The sequence below is a fragment of the Skermanella mucosa genome (assembly GCF_016765655.2).
Classification (GTDB): Bacteria; Pseudomonadota; Alphaproteobacteria; order Azospirillales; family Azospirillaceae; genus Skermanella; species Skermanella mucosa.
The window spans coordinates 1,354,812-1,370,854 of the sequence record NZ_CP086106.1; the positions used below are offsets into that span (position 1 = coordinate 1,354,812).

14 protein-coding genes and 1 tRNA gene are annotated in these 16,043 nt (G+C 65.9%); 9 read left to right on the forward strand and 6 right to left on the reverse strand.

Translation table 11 applies throughout. From position 1 onward, the window contains the following. Positions 1 to 412: 412 nt before the first annotated feature. Positions 413 to 1,423 carry a glycosyltransferase family 2 protein gene (locus JL100_RS06270; RefSeq protein ID WP_202684772.1) on the reverse strand — a complete coding sequence of 337 codons (1,011 nt, stop codon included), beginning with the start codon at positions 1,421 to 1,423 and terminating at the stop codon, positions 413 to 415. A gap of 1,130 nt (positions 1,424 to 2,553) precedes the next feature. On the opposite strand from JL100_RS06270, the gene JL100_RS06275 reads away from it, so the two are divergent. Further along, complete coding sequence (locus JL100_RS06275; protein ID WP_202684773.1) at positions 2,554 to 3,978, forward strand: GMC oxidoreductase; 1,425 nt, start codon at positions 2,554 to 2,556, stop codon at positions 3,976 to 3,978. Between the two features lie 45 nt (positions 3,979 to 4,023). Further along, on the forward strand, positions 4,024 to 4,401 hold the full coding sequence (locus JL100_RS06280; RefSeq protein WP_202684774.1) for a hypothetical protein: 378 nt from the start codon (positions 4,024 to 4,026) through the stop codon (positions 4,399 to 4,401). 314 nt (positions 4,402 to 4,715) lie between these two features. On the opposite strand, the gene JL100_RS06285 is transcribed toward JL100_RS06280, so the two are convergent. Further along, positions 4,716 to 4,801: transfer RNA gene (locus JL100_RS06285), tRNA-Leu, on the reverse strand. Positions 4,802 to 4,888: 87 nt separating this feature from the next. Here JL100_RS06285 and JL100_RS06290 point away from each other — a divergent pair. Continuing rightward, on the forward strand, positions 4,889 to 5,059 hold the full coding sequence (locus JL100_RS06290) for a hypothetical protein (protein ID WP_202684775.1): 171 nt from the start codon (positions 4,889 to 4,891) through the stop codon (positions 5,057 to 5,059). A 17-nt stretch (positions 5,060 to 5,076) separates the two neighbouring features. On the opposite strand, the gene JL100_RS06295 is transcribed toward JL100_RS06290, so the two are convergent. From JL100_RS06295 to JL100_RS06310, 4 genes are all read right to left on the reverse strand, one after another. Further along, complete coding sequence (locus JL100_RS06295; protein WP_228421318.1) at positions 5,077 to 5,298, reverse strand: hypothetical protein; 222 nt, start codon at positions 5,296 to 5,298, stop codon at positions 5,077 to 5,079. A 109-nt stretch (positions 5,299 to 5,407) separates the two neighbouring features. After that, positions 5,408 to 6,178 (reverse strand): competence/damage-inducible protein A, encoded by a 771-nt coding sequence (locus tag JL100_RS06300; RefSeq protein WP_202684777.1) that lies wholly within the window; start codon positions 6,176 to 6,178, stop codon positions 5,408 to 5,410. Between the two features lie 107 nt (positions 6,179 to 6,285). Then, positions 6,286 to 8,430, reverse strand: coding sequence for a hybrid sensor histidine kinase/response regulator (locus tag JL100_RS06305; RefSeq protein ID WP_202684778.1), 2,145 nt, complete (start codon positions 8,428 to 8,430; stop codon positions 6,286 to 6,288). Further along, positions 8,427 to 9,050, reverse strand: coding sequence for a response regulator (locus tag JL100_RS06310; protein ID WP_202684779.1), 624 nt, complete (start codon positions 9,048 to 9,050; stop codon positions 8,427 to 8,429). Before JL100_RS06310 ends, JL100_RS06305 begins: the two co-directional genes overlap by 4 nt. A gap of 133 nt (positions 9,051 to 9,183) precedes the next feature. On the opposite strand from JL100_RS06310, the gene JL100_RS06315 reads away from it, so the two are divergent. The 6 genes from JL100_RS06315 to JL100_RS06340 all read left to right on the forward strand — a co-directional run bounded on the left by JL100_RS06315 (position 9,184) and on the right by JL100_RS06340 (position 16,024). Beyond that, entirely contained in the window at positions 9,184 to 9,693 is a 510-nt protein-coding gene (locus JL100_RS06315; protein ID WP_202684780.1) for a mismatch-specific DNA-glycosylase, read from the forward strand. 192 nt (positions 9,694 to 9,885) lie between these two features. Next, positions 9,886 to 10,209: an STAS domain-containing protein gene (locus tag JL100_RS06320; protein WP_228421099.1), complete on the forward strand. Its 324-nt coding sequence runs from the start codon at positions 9,886 to 9,888 to the stop codon at positions 10,207 to 10,209. After that, a complete protein-coding gene (locus tag JL100_RS06325) occupies positions 10,206 to 10,571 on the forward strand; it encodes a response regulator (protein WP_201072913.1) in 366 nt (121 codons plus the stop codon). Before JL100_RS06320 ends, JL100_RS06325 begins: the two co-directional genes overlap by 4 nt. 7 nt (positions 10,572 to 10,578) lie before the next feature. Continuing rightward, on the forward strand, positions 10,579 to 12,732 hold the full coding sequence (locus tag JL100_RS06330; protein ID WP_202684781.1) for a chemotaxis protein CheA: 2,154 nt from the start codon (positions 10,579 to 10,581) through the stop codon (positions 12,730 to 12,732). 10 nt (positions 12,733 to 12,742) lie between these two features. Continuing rightward, positions 12,743 to 13,285: a chemotaxis protein CheW gene (locus tag JL100_RS06335; protein ID WP_202684782.1), complete on the forward strand. Its 543-nt coding sequence runs from the start codon at positions 12,743 to 12,745 to the stop codon at positions 13,283 to 13,285. Positions 13,286 to 13,309: 24 nt separating this feature from the next. Continuing rightward, on the forward strand, positions 13,310 to 16,024 hold the full coding sequence (locus tag JL100_RS06340; RefSeq protein ID WP_228421100.1) for a methyl-accepting chemotaxis protein: 2,715 nt from the start codon (positions 13,310 to 13,312) through the stop codon (positions 16,022 to 16,024). Positions 16,025 to 16,043 lie beyond the last annotated feature (19 nt).

Below are 16,043 nucleotides of genomic sequence, written 5' to 3' on the forward strand. Positions count from 1 at the left end.
CCGTATCAGACCGGAGGCGGCACAGGAGTGCCGGCCTCCGCATAGGCATCGGAGCCGTGCCATGACCCCCGCGCGTGCATACGCCATCGAAGTTCAAGGAAACCAGGCCGGCGTCGTCGTCGCCGACGCCAACCGCTTCATCTTCTTCGCCGCCGACCGGGCTTTCGGGGCCCTTGACCGCAAATCCTTCCGCAGCCCCGCCGAGGCGGAACGGGCGGCCCGGGATGTGCTTCATCGCCGGCGGTCCATTCCGAGTCGAGGAGCGGCATATGTCCGACATCGGTGAACTGGTCAGGAACCTGTCGCTCTATTCGGCCGGCATCGCCCTGCTGTGTCTCGCCTTCATGCTGATTGTCCAGGCGTTCTGACTTGTCCCAGCCCCGGCGAATTACCGGGAAGGCCGGTCCGCTCCTCAGCGGACCGGCTGGTCGCCGGTTTCCGGTGCCAGTTCCATCCCGCGCCCGCCGATACCGGCCGCCTCGGCGATCCGGCGGCTGATGCCTCGCGCGACCCGTCCGCCGAATCGCTGCGACGTGGTGACGGGTTGAAGCGCCAATGCCACCGATGCGGTGCCAACGGCCTTGAACAGCCGCCGTTCCGCGAAATGGATGCTGGTATTGCGGTAGTATTGGCTGCCCACCCCGGCCACCGCCTCGCGCAACCGCACGATGGCCGGCCGTGCCGACCGTGCCGCGACGAAATCGTCCAGTTCCAGGTCGCAGCCGGCCAGGCGAGCCCTGTTCCTCGCCTCGATGAAGGAGAACAGCACGCGCTGCTTGGCGGACCGATGGGCCGTCACGCTCTGGCCGTGGATCCGGTAATGGGTCAGGACCTTGGGCAGTGTCCGGACCTGGCCGCGGTCGGCCAGCCGGCTCAACAGTTCGATGTCCTCGGCGCCGTCGAAACGCGGATCGTACCCGCCGAGTTCCAGGGCGAGGTCGCGTCTGAACATGACGGTCGGGCCGAGCACATAGATCACCTTGCCGGTTCGGCGAGCCTCTTCGAATTCCGAGGCATTCACCGGCCCGAGCTGGGTTCCGCGCAGGCGGCGGCCGTGACGGCTGATAAGGCGGGCACCGCCACCCCAGCAGACCACGTCCGGATGACGTTCCGCTGCCCTGACCTGGGTTTCAAGCCGGTCCGGCACGGCGATGTCGTCGGCATCGAGCCGCGCGATCCAGGGAAACCGGGCCTCCCGCAGGCCGACATTGCAGTTCCTGCTGACGCCGCCATGCTGGTTGCGGATGAGCCTGATCCGCCCGTCCTTACCGGCCAGTTCCTCGACGATCCCGATGGTGTCGTCCGTGGAGCCATCGTCACAGACCAGAAGCTCGAAATGGGGAAAGGTCTGGGCGATGACGCTGTCGATGGCTTCACGGATGAAGGCCGAAGAATTGTACGATGGCATGACGATGCTGATCATGGTGCTCACATGAGTTTGCCGTCACAGACGGAAGGTGGCGTTTGATCGATCGTGCCGCGAACGACCGGTTACGGGGTAGGGCGTGTATCGGCATCGACAAAGCCGTGGCAGTAATCAGGGTTGCTCGGCCTCGCCGCACCATTCAAAACTTCCAGGGCATCATTGACAAAACTCTTGAATATCTTGGCATCCGAATACATGAAGCTTCAGGAGGTTTTTTTGATGCGAATTGAGTTGATCTTTCGCGAATCTCCATCGGTTCATGATTTACTATCAGAGGGTTGTCGCCGAGGGTCAAATGCTAAGCTGTTTTAGGCCGATCGGGCACTCGAATGCGCAAATTTTAACCGGAAGAAGATAAAGTGCCCCATGCAATGGTAAGAAAATGGTGGCACGTTTCTCCAATAGCATGTCATCCGAAGTTCATTTGATCATGGCTTCAGTAAAATTACGGAATAATTATTTTAGAAGGCCGAGTTATATTTTCACATTACAGAATAAATACGTGATTCTGGTGTATGTCACGAAATGTGCGGTTCAAGCGGCTTGCAGGTCTCATGCTTCTGCGATGATCCCTCGCTGGAAACTTCGTTTCGCCGATCCTGCAAAAAGAGATGGCAGAATGTGTAGATAAATTAAAAATTTCTTTAAAAGAAATTGCATCCGGAATGCCCGCACCGCGAGGTCATGCCGAGTCAGAAGCGTTATTGCTCCGTCAGGCCCGCGGAATCGGGCCATTCTTACGTGGATGTCTCCAACCTGATTGATAATTTGAATGGCATAATGAAGAGCTGTTCAATACTTGGTATTTATTATTTTAATCGCGTTATGGCGATTTCGATTAAGGAAAACTCCCAAGGTCTTATCCAAAAGGGCGTATGGACATTCCCGGCTAGCCGGGAGCTATATAACTCATCTCTTGCGGAAACCAAATTTTGGTGAACTTGGTAAGTAATACGATGATCACGGATCTTCGCAGCTTGACCAACGGAACATCAATTGAAACCGACGTCTGTATAGTTGGCGCCGGTGCTGCCGGCATTACGTTGGCAATGGAACTTCTAGGGCATGATTTTCGTGTCTGTCTTCTAGAAAGCGGCGGTCTGGACTTCGAGGACGATATCCAGGCCTTGAATGACGGCGACTGCGTCGGCGAACATCGGGTCGATCTGCTGTGGAGCCGCCTGCGTTATTTCGGCGGAACCACAGGCCACTGGGGTGGCAATTGCGCGCCGCTCGACGAGCATGATTTCGAGGAACGCGCCTGGGTGCCGGACAGCGGCTGGCCGTTCCCGAAAACGGAGCTGGATGACAGCTATCCCAAGGCCTACGAATATTGCGAGCTGCCGTCGGGCAATTTCTCGGCCGACTACTGGGCGGCGCAGTCCGCGTCCTTCCGGGAGCGGCGGATCGCCCTGGCGGGCGATCCGATCGGCGAGAAGATCATGCTGAAAAGCCCGCCGACCCGCTTCGGCGAGGTCTATCGGACAGCGCTGGCCAGGCCGGGGAATCGATGCGACGTCTATCTCCACGCCAATGTCGTGGAGATCGAAACCACCGAGGAGGCCAGCCGGGTCACCGCCCTGAGGACCCGGGGTATCGACGGGCAGACCTGCCGCTTCCGCGCGGGCATTTATATCCTGGCGTCGGGAATCGAGAACGCGCGCCTGCTGCTGCTGTCGAACCGCGTTCGCCCCCGGGGGCTGGGCAATGACCACGACCTGGTCGGCCGCTACTTCATGGCGCACACGACTCTCCGCACCGGGCGGGCGATGCTGTCGCTGCCGGAAGGAACCGCCAGCTATTACGCGACCCTCGGGTGGGAGCAGCGTTTCCTCAGCGAGATAAACCCCTTCATCGACGCGCTGCAGCCCAGCCGCGCCGCGCAGGAGCGCGAGGGTATCCTGAACAGCGTCGTGTTCTTCGAGGAAAGCTACGAAGGCGAAAAGACTCCCGGCTTCGTCGCCATGCGACGGATCGCCAAGCAGATCGTCCATGGCCGCATGCCACCCAACCTGTTGCGTGATCTCGGGATCGTGGTCGGCGACCTGGACGAGGTGGTGAAGGCCCTCTATGCCCGGAGTTTCGGCGACCGCAGCTACAAGATCCTCCAGACCCGGTTCTTCTGCGAGCAAGCGCCCGACCGGGACAGCCGGGTCATGCTCGGGGACGATCTCGACGCACTGGGGCAAAGGAAGCTGGTCCTGGATTGGCGGTTGAACGACCTGGACAAGCGCACGATCATCAGGACCCAGAAACTGCTGGCGGAGCAGTTCGGGGCACTCGGCGTCGGGCGTCTCCAGGTGGAGTTCGACTCCGAAGCCGACCCGTGGCCCAAGGGCGTCGACTCCTCGGCCCATTTCATGGGGACGACCCGGATGAGCACCGATCCCCGCCGCGGTGTCGTCGATGGCGACTGCCGGGTCCACGGCATCGACAATCTTTACGTGGCCGGCGGGTCGGTGATGCCCACGTCGGGCGCCACCATGGTGACCGTGAACATCGTGGCGTTGGCCGTGCGCCTGGCGGGACACCTGCGGAGCCGGCTGAGTTGAGCCGGCTGAGTTAAATTGGGGGAACATCCCGAGCGGAGACCGAAGATGAACCGACGTGAACTCCTCGCCACTGCCACTGCCACTGCCACTGCCGCGGCGGTCCTGCTGTGCGGCTCGCCGGGACCGGCCCGCGCCGCCGCCCTGCCGGAAGCCCGGCGGCTGCTCGCCCTGCTGCGCTCCCCGGCGGCGGCCCGCCGCATCGGCCGGGCATACCTGGAAACGGCGGCGGACGAAGCGGACCCGGCCAAGCTGGTCACGCTCATCGTGGGCGACGGCGCGGATGGCGGGACTGCGGACGGCGACCTGCTCCGGCACGTGGCCGAACGCCAGCGGGCCGACTTCGCCGCGGGCCGGACGGTCAAGCTCGACGGCTGGGTGCTGTCCCGCACCGAGGCCCGCCTGTACGCCCTTGCCGCGGTCTAGAGTGGTTCCACGGCCTGCCGTTCCACTCGTCGCGATGCGTTGGGCCGTGGCCCAACGCATCGGTTCGGCTGCCCCGGGCGGGTCAAGCTGATCGGGTACCGCGCTAACGGGGGCGACGCGAACGTAAATCAGGTTCTTGCCACAGATTACGGCGATGGACAAAGATACGGACCGGATCATCTGAGTATATCGCGGTCATCTGTGGCCAATTTTCTTCATCCCATGCCGGATGCTGGCCGGCCTGATAATGGAGTTTCCGACCGGGTCGACCCGATCCACACGACCTGATCGGGTACCGCTCTGGGTCTCCCGACTGGTGCCCGCTGCCGGGATCGAACCGGCACGACCAAAGGTCGAGGGATTTTAAGTCCCTTGCGTCTACCAATTCCGCCAAGCGGGCACGGGGGAGCAGCGAGACACCCTAATCCGCCCACGCACGCCCCGCAAGCATCTTGCCGAAGGCGGTTGCAAAGCCATCTAGCGGGGCATGGACAACATCAATTGGCTCGGTCTGACATCCCTGCTGCTGGTCGCCATCTTGGTTGGACCGGCGGCCTTCCGCATGAACCGCGGCGGCGGGTGGCTGCCAAAGGTGGCTGTGTGGCTCGCGATCCTGGTCGGACTGATGTTCGCGTACGAGACCTTCGGGCCGTTCTGACCCGAAACCCCGTCCCGTCAGTCGTGGTCGAACATGCCGTTCATCGTCATGACGCCTATGGCGATGGCGACGGTCCCGAACGTCGCCATCAGTCCGAAGAACAGCAGCAGGATGGCAAGGACGCCGCCGTCGCTCTGCCCCATCAGGGTGCGCAGGCTGGCGATGTCGAGCAGCAGCAGGCCCATTCCCAGCACGCCGCCGCCCGCCGCACCGCTCGTCAGGTGCTTCAGAAGGAACATCACCAGGCGCTTCTCGAATGACCTCATGGAGAGGTAGGTGGGATGCCCAAGCCCTGCGTCAAACTGTCGCTGGCGTGATTCGCCGGAACCAGCCGTCAGTCTTACTCCCTCAGGAATACCCCACCGTGACCGACGGCTCGCCGCCCAGATCGCGGACCAGGGCCGCCACCTCTCCGGTCGCTTCCTCCAGCATGGCCTCGTCGGTGCCGTGCAGGACCAGGCTGACGCCGTATTCCTTGTTCCGAAGATAGGGATAGCTGCCGATCTCGATCTCGGGGAATCGCTTCTGCACGGCTTCCAGGCCTTCGGCCAGCGTTCCCTCCGGCAGGCCGCAGCTCACCGTCCGGGCCAGCATGCGGGCGCCGCCGCGCAGCCGGGGGAGCAGGTTTTCCACCATGCCCTGCATGATCATCGGCACGCCGGCCAGCACGAAAACATTGCCGATCTGGAAGCCGGGAGCCTTGCTGACGGGGTTGTCGATCAGGATTCCCCCGGCCGGGACATTGGCCATGCGCAGGCGCGCCTCGTTGATCTGGTCCGTCTTGTAGTGGGCCTGCAGCCGCGCGACCGCCTCGGCGTTCCGTTCCAGCGCCACGCCGAACGCCTTCGCGATGCATTCCGACGTGATGTCGTCGTGGGTCGGGCCGATGCCGCCCGTGGTGAAGACATAGGTATAGCGGGCGCGCAGCGCGTTGACCGCGTCGATGATCTCGGCCTCCAGGTCGGGGACGACCCTGGCCTCGCGCAGGCGGATGCCGATGCCGTTCAGCTTCTCCGCCAGGAAGGGCAGGTTGGCATCCTTGGTCCGCCCCGACAGGATCTCGTTGCCGATGATGAGCAGGGCGGCGGTGACGTCCGCCTCCCGGGTTTGCTGGGTCATGGTCGCGCTTCTTCCCTGGTTCGCTGTGCCGGCTCGAACGTCGATCCCGGTGCAACAGGCCTCGGACTGGAAAGTCGGGGATATGCTCGCCGATGGCAAGCGTCCGGTCAGCGCTGGTCCAGCATGCGGCGCACCGTTTGTGCCAGTATCCCGGCTTCGACAGGCTTGATCAGGATCTGCCCGATCTCCGGGTCCAGGCCCAGCTCGGTGACCGGATCGCCGTAGCCACTGCACAGGATCACCGGCAGCCGAGGGAAATCCTCCGCCAGCCGGGCCGCCAGCTCCTGGCCCGACATTCCCGGCATCATCTGGTCGGAAATCACGAGGTCCCAGGCGCCCGGCTCCTCGCGGATCACGGACAGCGCCTCCTCCGCGCTGATGCAGCAGCCGACCTCGTAGCCCAGCCGCTCCAGGCCCTGGGCGATCACGCTGGACACCATGTCCTCGTCGTCGACGATCAGGATGCGCTCGCTGCCGCGCGGCGCGTTGGCCGCCCAGTGGGCCTGCTCGACCACGGCGCCCTCCAGGGTCGGCAGGTAGACCTGGAAGCGGGTTCCCTCGCCGGGCTTGCTCTCGACCATCATCGCGCCGCGATGGGCGCTGACGATGCCGTGCACGGCGGCCAGCCCGAGCCCGGTGCCCTTGCCGATGCCCTTGGTGGTGAAGAAGGGCTCCAGCATGCGCCCCATCACCTCGACCGGCATCCCGGATCCGTTGTCGGACACGGTCAGCCGCACGTAGCGGACCGGATGGTCCCGGTTGATCGGCAGCACGCCGATCCACATGCAGGTCGAGCCGGGACGCTCGCCGGGACCCATCCGGGCCGGTATCAGGTCGCCCCGCAGGTCCAGCGCCTCGCGCAGCCCCTCCGCGCAGCCGCCGTCCAGGGTCGGCATGTCGATCTCCAGCGCCAGTTCCCCCGGCCCGGTGCCGATCGCGTCGGCCGCGTTGACGCACAGGTTCATCAGGACCTGGCTCATCTGGGTCGGGTTGGCGTGGACCAGCGCCGAAACCGCGTCGACGCGGCAGGTCAGGTTGATCGACTTGGGCAGGGTCGCGCGCAGCAGGGCGACCGTCTCGTCCAGCACCGCGATCATGTTGACGGTCTCGCGCTCCACGCCCTCGGACCGGCTGAAGGCCAGGATCTGCTGGACCAGCCGCTTGGCGCGCTCGCCCGCGACCATCAGCTGCACGGCGAATTCGTGCTCCGGCGCGGCCGGGTCGAGATCCTCGACCAGGAACGAGGCGTAGCCCATCATGGCGGCCAGGATATTGTTGAAGTCGTGGGCGATGCCGCCGGCCAGCCGGCCGATCGCCTCCAGCTTCTGGGCTTGGTGGAACTGCTCGGTCAGCCGGGCGCGTTCTTCCTCGGCGCGCCGGCGTTCGCTGATGTCGCGCACGATGTAGACCATGCCGCCGTCGTCGAGCGCGGTCAGCGTCAGGTCCTGGGCGAAGGTGCTGCCGTCGCGGCGGCGGCCGGTCACCTCCCCGCGCCAGCGCCCCTCCTCGATCAGGCGGGGCAGCGCGTCGGACTGCAGGTGGATCCGCTCGGCGGCGGCGTAGAGCGACAGCCAGCTCCGACCCAGCAGGTCGCGGGTGTCGTCGAAGCCGTGCATGCGGGCATGGCTGTCGTTCAGGTAGGTGAAGGTGCCCGCCTGGTCGAGGATCGCGACGCCGTCGGCCGACGCCTCCAGCGCCGTCAGCCGGTGCCGCAGCAGGTGTTCGGCCTGCTTCTGGGCCGTGATGTCGGTAAAGACGCTGACGGTGTCTCCCCCCGCCGTGCGGCGGCGATCGATCAGGAGCACCCGGCCGTCGCCCAGCGTCTCCTCCCACGGCGCATCGCGGGGGGCGGATGCGGGGGACGGCGCCGGCGCAAGCTCCCCGCGCGCGCCGAGATACTCCGCGTTGCCGAATACCACCGCGCCGGCGGCATCCAGCAGCATGAAGCCTCCCGGAACCGAGTCGATCGCTTCCCGCAGCCGCGTCAGGGAGGCCATGGCTGACGCCTCCGCCCGCCGACCGGCTTGGCCGCGGCGCTCGGCATCCCGTGCCCGTCGCCAGAGGGCGAGAGCCGCCGCCGCGCCGATGCCCAGGCCGATCGCCAGGCCTTCCATCGTCGGCCAGTCGGCGATGCCGGCCAGCGTCAGTCCCGCCATCGCCGATGCCAGGATCGCGCAGGCGACCGGGGCCGACCATGATGCCCGGGGCTGCCCCAGCCCCTCGTCTGGGTGATCCGCGCGCTGGGTCGTCACTGCAGTCGGCGCGCCTCCTGCGCCCGCAGCGCGGCCTGGGTCCGGTTCTTGGCGCCCAGCTTGCGGCAGATGCCGCGGATATGCAGCTTGATGGTGACTTCCTGAAGCTCCAGGGCGCGGGCGATCTCCTTGTTGGACCAGCCTTTCTCGAGGTACTGGAGGACCTCCCGCTCGCGCTGGGTCAGCAGGGCGTGGCCGTCTGCCTCGGCGGCCTCATAGGCCGGGGCGTCCACCGCGCCGAAAGGGACGAACTTCTCCCCCGCCATGATCAGGCGGATCGCCGAGACCAGCGCCGGGCCGGTAAGCGTCTTCGGCAGGAAGCCCTGCGCGCCCAGGTCGATCGCGGTCCGCACGTCCTCGTGGCTGGCGCCGCCGGACATGATCACCACGGGAACGTCGGGAAGCCGTTCGCGCATCCTGCGCAGCCCGTCCAGCCCGTCCATCCCGGGCATCCTCAGGTCGAGGATGACCAGGGCGAAGTCGCCGGCTTCATCGACCGCCTTGTAAGCCGTGGTGAAGCTGTCGACCGACACGATCTCGGCGTCGGGCTCCAAGCGTTCGATATAGCTTTTCAGCGCATCCCGAACCATGTTGTGGTCGTCGGCGAGCAGAATACGCATGCTAAGCAATCCCGAGGTACGAGTTGCTTCAGCTATATCATAAAAAGTTAGTCAAACCTTACTTGAGTCCCCGGAAACCTATACGAAAGTTTGAGGTGGTCCGAGGCCCGGCGGAAGGGCGGAAGCGGTTGCCATGATCCTTCCGGACGTCCTTGCCCCCGGCCTCGACCTCGTGCTGTGCGGGACCGCGCCCAGCCGCGCCTCCAAGGAGGCGGCGGCCTATTACGCCATGCCGGGAAACCGGTTCTGGCCGACGCTGCACCTCGTCGGCCTGACGCCCCGATTGCTGAAGCCCCATGAATACGGGGAGGTTATCCGGTACGGGCTGGGACTGACCGACCTGTGCAAGACCGAATGGGGCAGCGACCAGGAGCTGACGAAACACTGTTTCGACGTCTCCGGCTTCGTCGCCAAGATCGACCGCTGCAGGCCGGCCGCGGTCGCCTTCGACAGCAAGAACGCCGGCAAGACCTTCTTCCGGCGTGCTTCCGTCCGGTACGGCCTCCAGGATGAGACCCTGTTCGGCGCCGCGATCTTCATCGTGCCGTCGCCGTCGGGCCGCGCGCGCAGCCACTGGGACACGGCGCCCTGGCAGGAATTGGGCGAGTTCGTGGCCCGGCGCCGCGCCGCCCGCGGTTCCTGACCGCGTGGAAGCGCGGCGGGGCGTCGCTATGTCCTGGGTATTACCTCTTTAGTCGTATTTGACGATGGACCTGTGCCCGCGGTTCTGGTAACAGACAGGCAACGGGACAATCCTTCGCACCCGGAATTTTCATTTATTTAGGGCTAAATGCATTGGCCGGTCGGCCTGACCGGGCCGCGGGGTGGATGGAACGTGGCCGATTTATTGCCCCTGATTCATTCCGAGGACGAGGCCGGCAAGGCAACCCTGAGCTTGCCGGACGATCTCGACCTGCCGGTCGCAGCATCCCTGGTGGAGAGCCTCCGGGCCGCCTTCAGCGAATATTCGGACATCGTCGTGATCGCCGCGACCGTGGAGCGGGCGAGCACGGCCGCCGTGCAGGCGCTCGTGGCGGCGACGCGGCATGCGGAGGGAACCGGACAGCGCTTCGCGATCGCCGCGCCGTCCGATGTCCTGACGGATGTATGCGGGGACCTCGGCTTGGCCGGTTGGCTTAAGGAGTGGAGCCTGAAATGAAGAAGAAAGTGCTGACCGTCGATGACTCGCGGACAATGCGCGAGATGGTCTCGTTCACCTTGCGCGGTGCCGGGTTCGACGTCGTCGAGGCCATCGACGGACAGCAGGCCCTCGTGGTGCTGGCGAGCCACAAGGTCGACCTCATCCTGGCCGACCTGAACATGCCCAACATGGACGGCATAAGCCTGATCCGGAAGGTCAGGGCCAGCGGCGGGCACCGGACCGTGCCGATCCTGATGCTGACGACGGAGTCGGACGACGCCAAGAAGCAGGAGGGGCGGGCAGCCGGGGCGACGGGATGGATCGTCAAGCCGTTCAATCCCGAGAAGCTGATCCAGGTCGTGCAAAAGGTCATGGGCTGAAACCGCCATGACCGGCGCCTATCTAGACGACCTCGACCGATTCAAGGCGACCTATTTCGACGAATGCGCCGAGCTCCTCGCCGTCGCCGAGGCGGGGTTGCTGCGCCTCTCGCCGCAGAACATCGACCTGGACGAGATCAACGCCGTGTTCCGCGCCGTCCACTCGATCAAGGGCGGCGGCGGCACCTTCGGCTTCTCCCAGCTGGTCACCTTCACCCACGAGTTCGAGGCGGTCATGGACCGCCTGCGGGCCCAACAGATCGGCGTCACGACCGAGCTGGTGGACGTGCTGATCCAGGCCAACGACGTCATGGCCCGGCTGCTGACCTGCGCCCGCGACGGGCTGCCGGTTCCGGCCGGGCTGGCCGACGCATCCGCCTCGGATCTCAAGCGGTTCCTCCAGAAGGACGCCTCCGGTTCCGCCGCGCCGACAGCGGCGCCCCGTCCGCAGGCCGCGTGCAAGCCGCCGCCGGCCGCCGCCCTGCGCAGCTTCGTCATCTATTTCATGCCCAAGAGCGACCTGCTGCTCAGCGGCAACGAGCCCGCCTTCCTGCTCAGGGCGCTCAAGCGGCTCGGCCAGGCCGAGGTGGTCTGCGACATGGGGCGGGTCCCGCCGCTCTTCGAGCTGGACGGGGAGAGCCTGTACCTGTTCTGGCAGATCGCCCTGACCGGCACCACCGACGAGGCCGCGATCCGCGACGTCTTCGAATTCGTCGTGGACGACTGCCAGGTGGATATCGTCGAGACCACCGGACCCGCCGATGGCGGGGAGGAGGAGGCGTTCGGCCTGTTCGCGGAGAACCTGCCCTATGTACCGCCGGGCCAGCTGACCGTCTATGAGGCCGGCGCGGTGGAAGGCGCCCAGGCCTCCCCGGCGCGGCCGGAGGGCGGCGCCGGTTCCGCCGCTGCCGGCGGTGGCGGTGGCGGTGGCAGTGGCAGCGGTGGGCTGGGCGGGCACACCATCCGCGTCGACCTTGACAAGGTGGACAGGCTGGTCAACCTGGTCGGGGAGATGGTCATCACCCAGGCGATGATCAGCGAGCAGCTCCGCGACGTGCCGCCCGGCACGCTCCAGCAATTGGTCGAAGGGCTGGAGGAGCTGAGCCGCCATACCCGCGAGCTTCAGGAGAGCGTGATGGCGATCCGGGCGCAGCAGGTCCGGTCCGTCTTCTCCCGCATGCCCCGGCTGGTCCGCGAGGTCGCCGCCCAGACCGGCAAGGAAGTCATGCTCGCCACCTCGGGCGAGACCACCGAGGTCGACAAGACCGTGGTCGAGAACCTGGTCGATCCGCTGACCCACATGATCCGCAACTCGATCGACCACGGCCTGGAAACGCCGGACGAGCGGGAGACGGTGGGCAAGCCGCGCAGCGGTACCGTCCATCTTTCCGCCCAGCACCGCTCCGGCCGGATCGTGATCGAGGTGGCCGACGACGGACGGGGGATCAACCGGAAGCGGGTGCTCCAGAAGGCGATCGAGCAGGGACTCGTCCCCGCCGGTGCCAGCCTGTCGGACGAGGAGATCGACAACCTCATCTTTCTGCCCGGATTCTCCACCGCGGACGCCGTCTCGGCCATTTCGGGACGCGGAGTCGGCATGGACGTCGTCCGGCGCAACATCGCCAGCCTCGGCGGACGGATCGGCGTCCATTCGACGCCCGGCGTCGGCACGCGCTTCGTGCTGTCGCTTCCGCTCACCCTGGCCGTGCTGGACGGGATGGTCATTTCGGTCGGCGAGCAGCGCTTTGTCCTGCCCCTGACCAACATCATCGAAAGCCTGCGGCCCCGCAAAGCCGACCTGCAGAGCGTCGCCAACCAATGCGACGTTATCATGGCGCGCGGCGAGTATGTGCGGCTGGTCTATGTCGACCGCCTGTTCCGCATCGACGGCGCGATCGGCGACCCGACGCGGGGGCTGGTCGTGCTGGTGGAGACGGAGGAAGGCGGGCGCCTCGGCTTGGTGGTGGACGAGGTGCTCGGCCAACAGCAGGTCGTCATCAAGAGCCTGGAAAGCAACTTTCAGCGGCTGGACGGCGTCTCCGCCGCCACCATCCTGGGCGACGGGCGCGTCGCACTGATCCTTGATGTCGCCGGCCTGCAGAGCATGAGCCGCCACACCCCTACCCGTGCGGTTCCCGCCGCCGCACTGCCCGCCGCCTAGGATAAGACAGATGGCAACAGTCCCTTCGGCCGCCCTGCCGGCCGTTCCGCGAGGTCAGGCCGGACCGGTCTCGGCCGAGGAACAGTACGTCACCTTCACCGTCGGGACGGAGGAGTACGGCGTCAACATCCTGTCCGTGCGCGAGATCCGCGGCTGGACGCCGGAGACCAAGCTTCCCAACATGCCGGATTACGTGCGCGGCGTGGTCAACCTGCGCGGCATCATCATCCCCATCTTCGATCTGCGCGCCCGCTTCGGCGGCGGGCAGACGGAAGTGACCAAGCGTCACGTGGTCGTGGTCCTGCAGGTCGGCGAACGCACCCGGGGCATCCTGGTCGATGCGATCTCCGATATCCTCACCGTCGCCCACGACGCGGTCAAGCCGCCGCCGGACATCGACAGCGGGCTGATCGACCAGCAATACCTCAGCGGTCTGGTCACGGCGGAGAACCGCATGGTGACCCTGCTGGACGTGACCCGCCTGTTCGCAGGCGACGCCGTCGAGGAACTCTCTTCCCAACATATCCAGATCCCCCATCAGGCGCAGGCCTGAGCAGAGCCGCGAAGGGATTTCAAAATGTCCGTCACCCATCAAAGTTCCGCCCTGGCTCGGCTCGGCATCAACAAGCGCCTGTCGATCGCCTTCGGCCTGATGATAAGCCTGCTGGTCGCCGGCTTCGGCTATGGCGGCTACAGCCTGCTGACTATGCGGGACAACGTCATCCGTCTTGGCGAAATCGGGGAAGAGGCGAGGCTCGCCAAGGAACTCGAATCGGAAATGGTGGGCATGCGCATTGCCGTCCGCAACTTCGCGTTCACCGGGGACCAGAAGCTGCCGCCTGTCGTCCGCAACCTCCACACGGCCCTGCTGGGTCGCATAGCCGCCACGAAGAAGGCGGTCGAGGATCCGACGCGGCTTCGGCTCGTGACCGACATCGAGGCGCTCGCGGCCGAATACCTGGTCAGTTTCGAAAAGCTCGTCGAGCTGCGGACCAGGCAGGATTCCATGGTGCGCGAGCGGATGGACCTCCTGGCGGACAGCGTCTTCCGGCACTTCACCGAGATCAAGGAAAAGTCGGCCGCGGCCGGCGCTCTCACCGCGTCCTTCGCCGCCGGGGAAGCGGCGGAACATTGGCTCGTGGCTCGGCTGGTGGTGGACCGGTTCCTTGTCAGCGGGGACCCCTCGGCACGGCGGAAGTTCGACGAGAACCTCGGCGAAATGCGAGAGCATCTGGAAGAGCTCGATGCCGTGCTGACCGATCCGAAACTAAAGGAGGCGCGGGTTGAGTTGGCGGAGGGGGCCGACCGGTTCGCGGCCGGGTTCGCAGAGATCCTGTCGAGCAATGTGGAAATCCTGCGTCTGCGCGACGAGGTTCTGCTCAACCTCGGGACGGCGACTTCCGGCAAGGCGGTCGAAATCGTCAGGTCCGCCGAGGCCAGCCAGGCCGGGATCAGGGCGGCCACGGCGGCCGATGTCGAAAATGCCCTGACCATCACGGCCGTTATCGGCGCGATCTCCATCCTGATCGGCATCATCGCCGCCCACCTGATTTCACGCAGCATCATCAACCCGGTCAATGCGCTCCGCAAAGTGATGGCCGACCTGACGGACGGCGACCTGGCGGTCACGGTTCCCGGCACCGCCGACCGCGACGAGCTCGGCGACATGGCCCGTGCGGTGGATGCGTTCAAGACCGTTGCCGTGGCGGCGGTGCGGACCCGCATCGGTCTCGACAACGTCAGCGCCAACATCATGATGTCCGACGCGGACGGCAAGATCGTCTATTGCAACCGGGCGATCATGGGCATGTTCAGCGCGTGCGAGGCCGACCTGCGCAAGAGCCTTCCGGCTTTTGACTCGAAGACCCTGATCGGGACGAACATCGACCTCTTCCATCGCGATCCGTCGCACCAGCGCCGGCTGCTCGGCGGGCTGACCGGCAGTCACAAGGGCATCGCCAAGGCCGGAGGTCATACCTTCCAGGTCATCGCCCATCCGGTGTCCGGCCAGCGCGGGGAACGCCTCGGCACCATCATCGAATGGCGCGACCTGACCGAGGAACTCCAGGTCGAGGAGGAAATCGGCGGCATCGTCGCCGGCGCGGTTCGGGGCGACTTCTCCGCCCGGATCGAGCTGGCGGGCAAGAGCGGGTTCTTCCTGACGGTCAGCGAGGGCATCAACGATCTGGCCGAGAATGTCTGCGCGGTCGCCGAGGATCTGGCCGCCGTCCTCCAGGCCCTGTCCCACGGCGACCTGACCCGCCGGATCGAGAAGGACTACGAAGGCGTCTTCCAGCGCCTCAAGAGCGACTTCAACTCCACCGCCGAGAAACTGTCCGACATCGTCGGCCGGATCAGCCAGTCCACGGCCGCGATCTCCGAAGCGGCGCGCGAGGTTTCGGCGGGAAGCCTCGACCTGTCCGAGCGGACCGAGCAGCAGGCCTCCAGCCTGGAGGAGACGGCGGCCAGCATGGAGCAGCTCGCCGCGACGGTGCGCAGCAACGCCGACAATGCCAAGCAGGTCAACGAAGTCGCCTCGACCGCCCGTACCGCCGCCGATCGCGGCGGCAAGGTCGCGGGCGACGCGGTGGACGCGATGCGCAGGATCGAGAGCTCCAGCCAGAAGATCAGCGACATCATCGGCGTGATCGACGAGATCGCCTTCCAGACCAACCTGCTGGCGCTGAACGCTGCGGTCGAGGCCGCCCGCGCCGGCGACGCCGGGCGCGGCTTTGCCGTCGTGGCGCAGGAGGTCCGGACGCTCGCCCAGCGCTCGGCCCAGGCGTCCAAGGAGATCAAGGCGCTGATCATCGACAGCAACACCCAGGTTCGCGACGGCGTCGATCTGGTCGGCGCGGCCGGCGGAGCGCTGTCGGACATCGTGGAGGGCGTCAGCCGGGTCGCCGACCTGGTCGCGGAGATCGCCCGCGCGACCGCCGAGCAGGCCAACGGGTTGGACGAGATCAATGGCGCCGTCGCCCAGATGGACGAGATGACCCAGAAGAACGCGGCCCTGGTCGAGCAGAGTTCGGCCGCGGCGCGCTCGATGGAGGGGCAGGCCCATGACCTCGGCTCGCTGATCTCGTTCTTCAGCGTCTCCGGCGCCTTGTCTCCCGCCGCCGAGCTTCCGGCGCGGCCCGCGCCGGTGCCGATGCGCAAGGTCGCGACCGGCGCGCGGCCCGTTCCGCGCCCAGCCGCCCGACCCGCCGCCGAGGCCAAGAGGGTCGTCCAGCATCCGACCACCCTGCGCCGGGTCGAGACCAACGACGATCCCGACTGGAAGGAGTTCTGAGCAGGCGCCACGGCCCCGG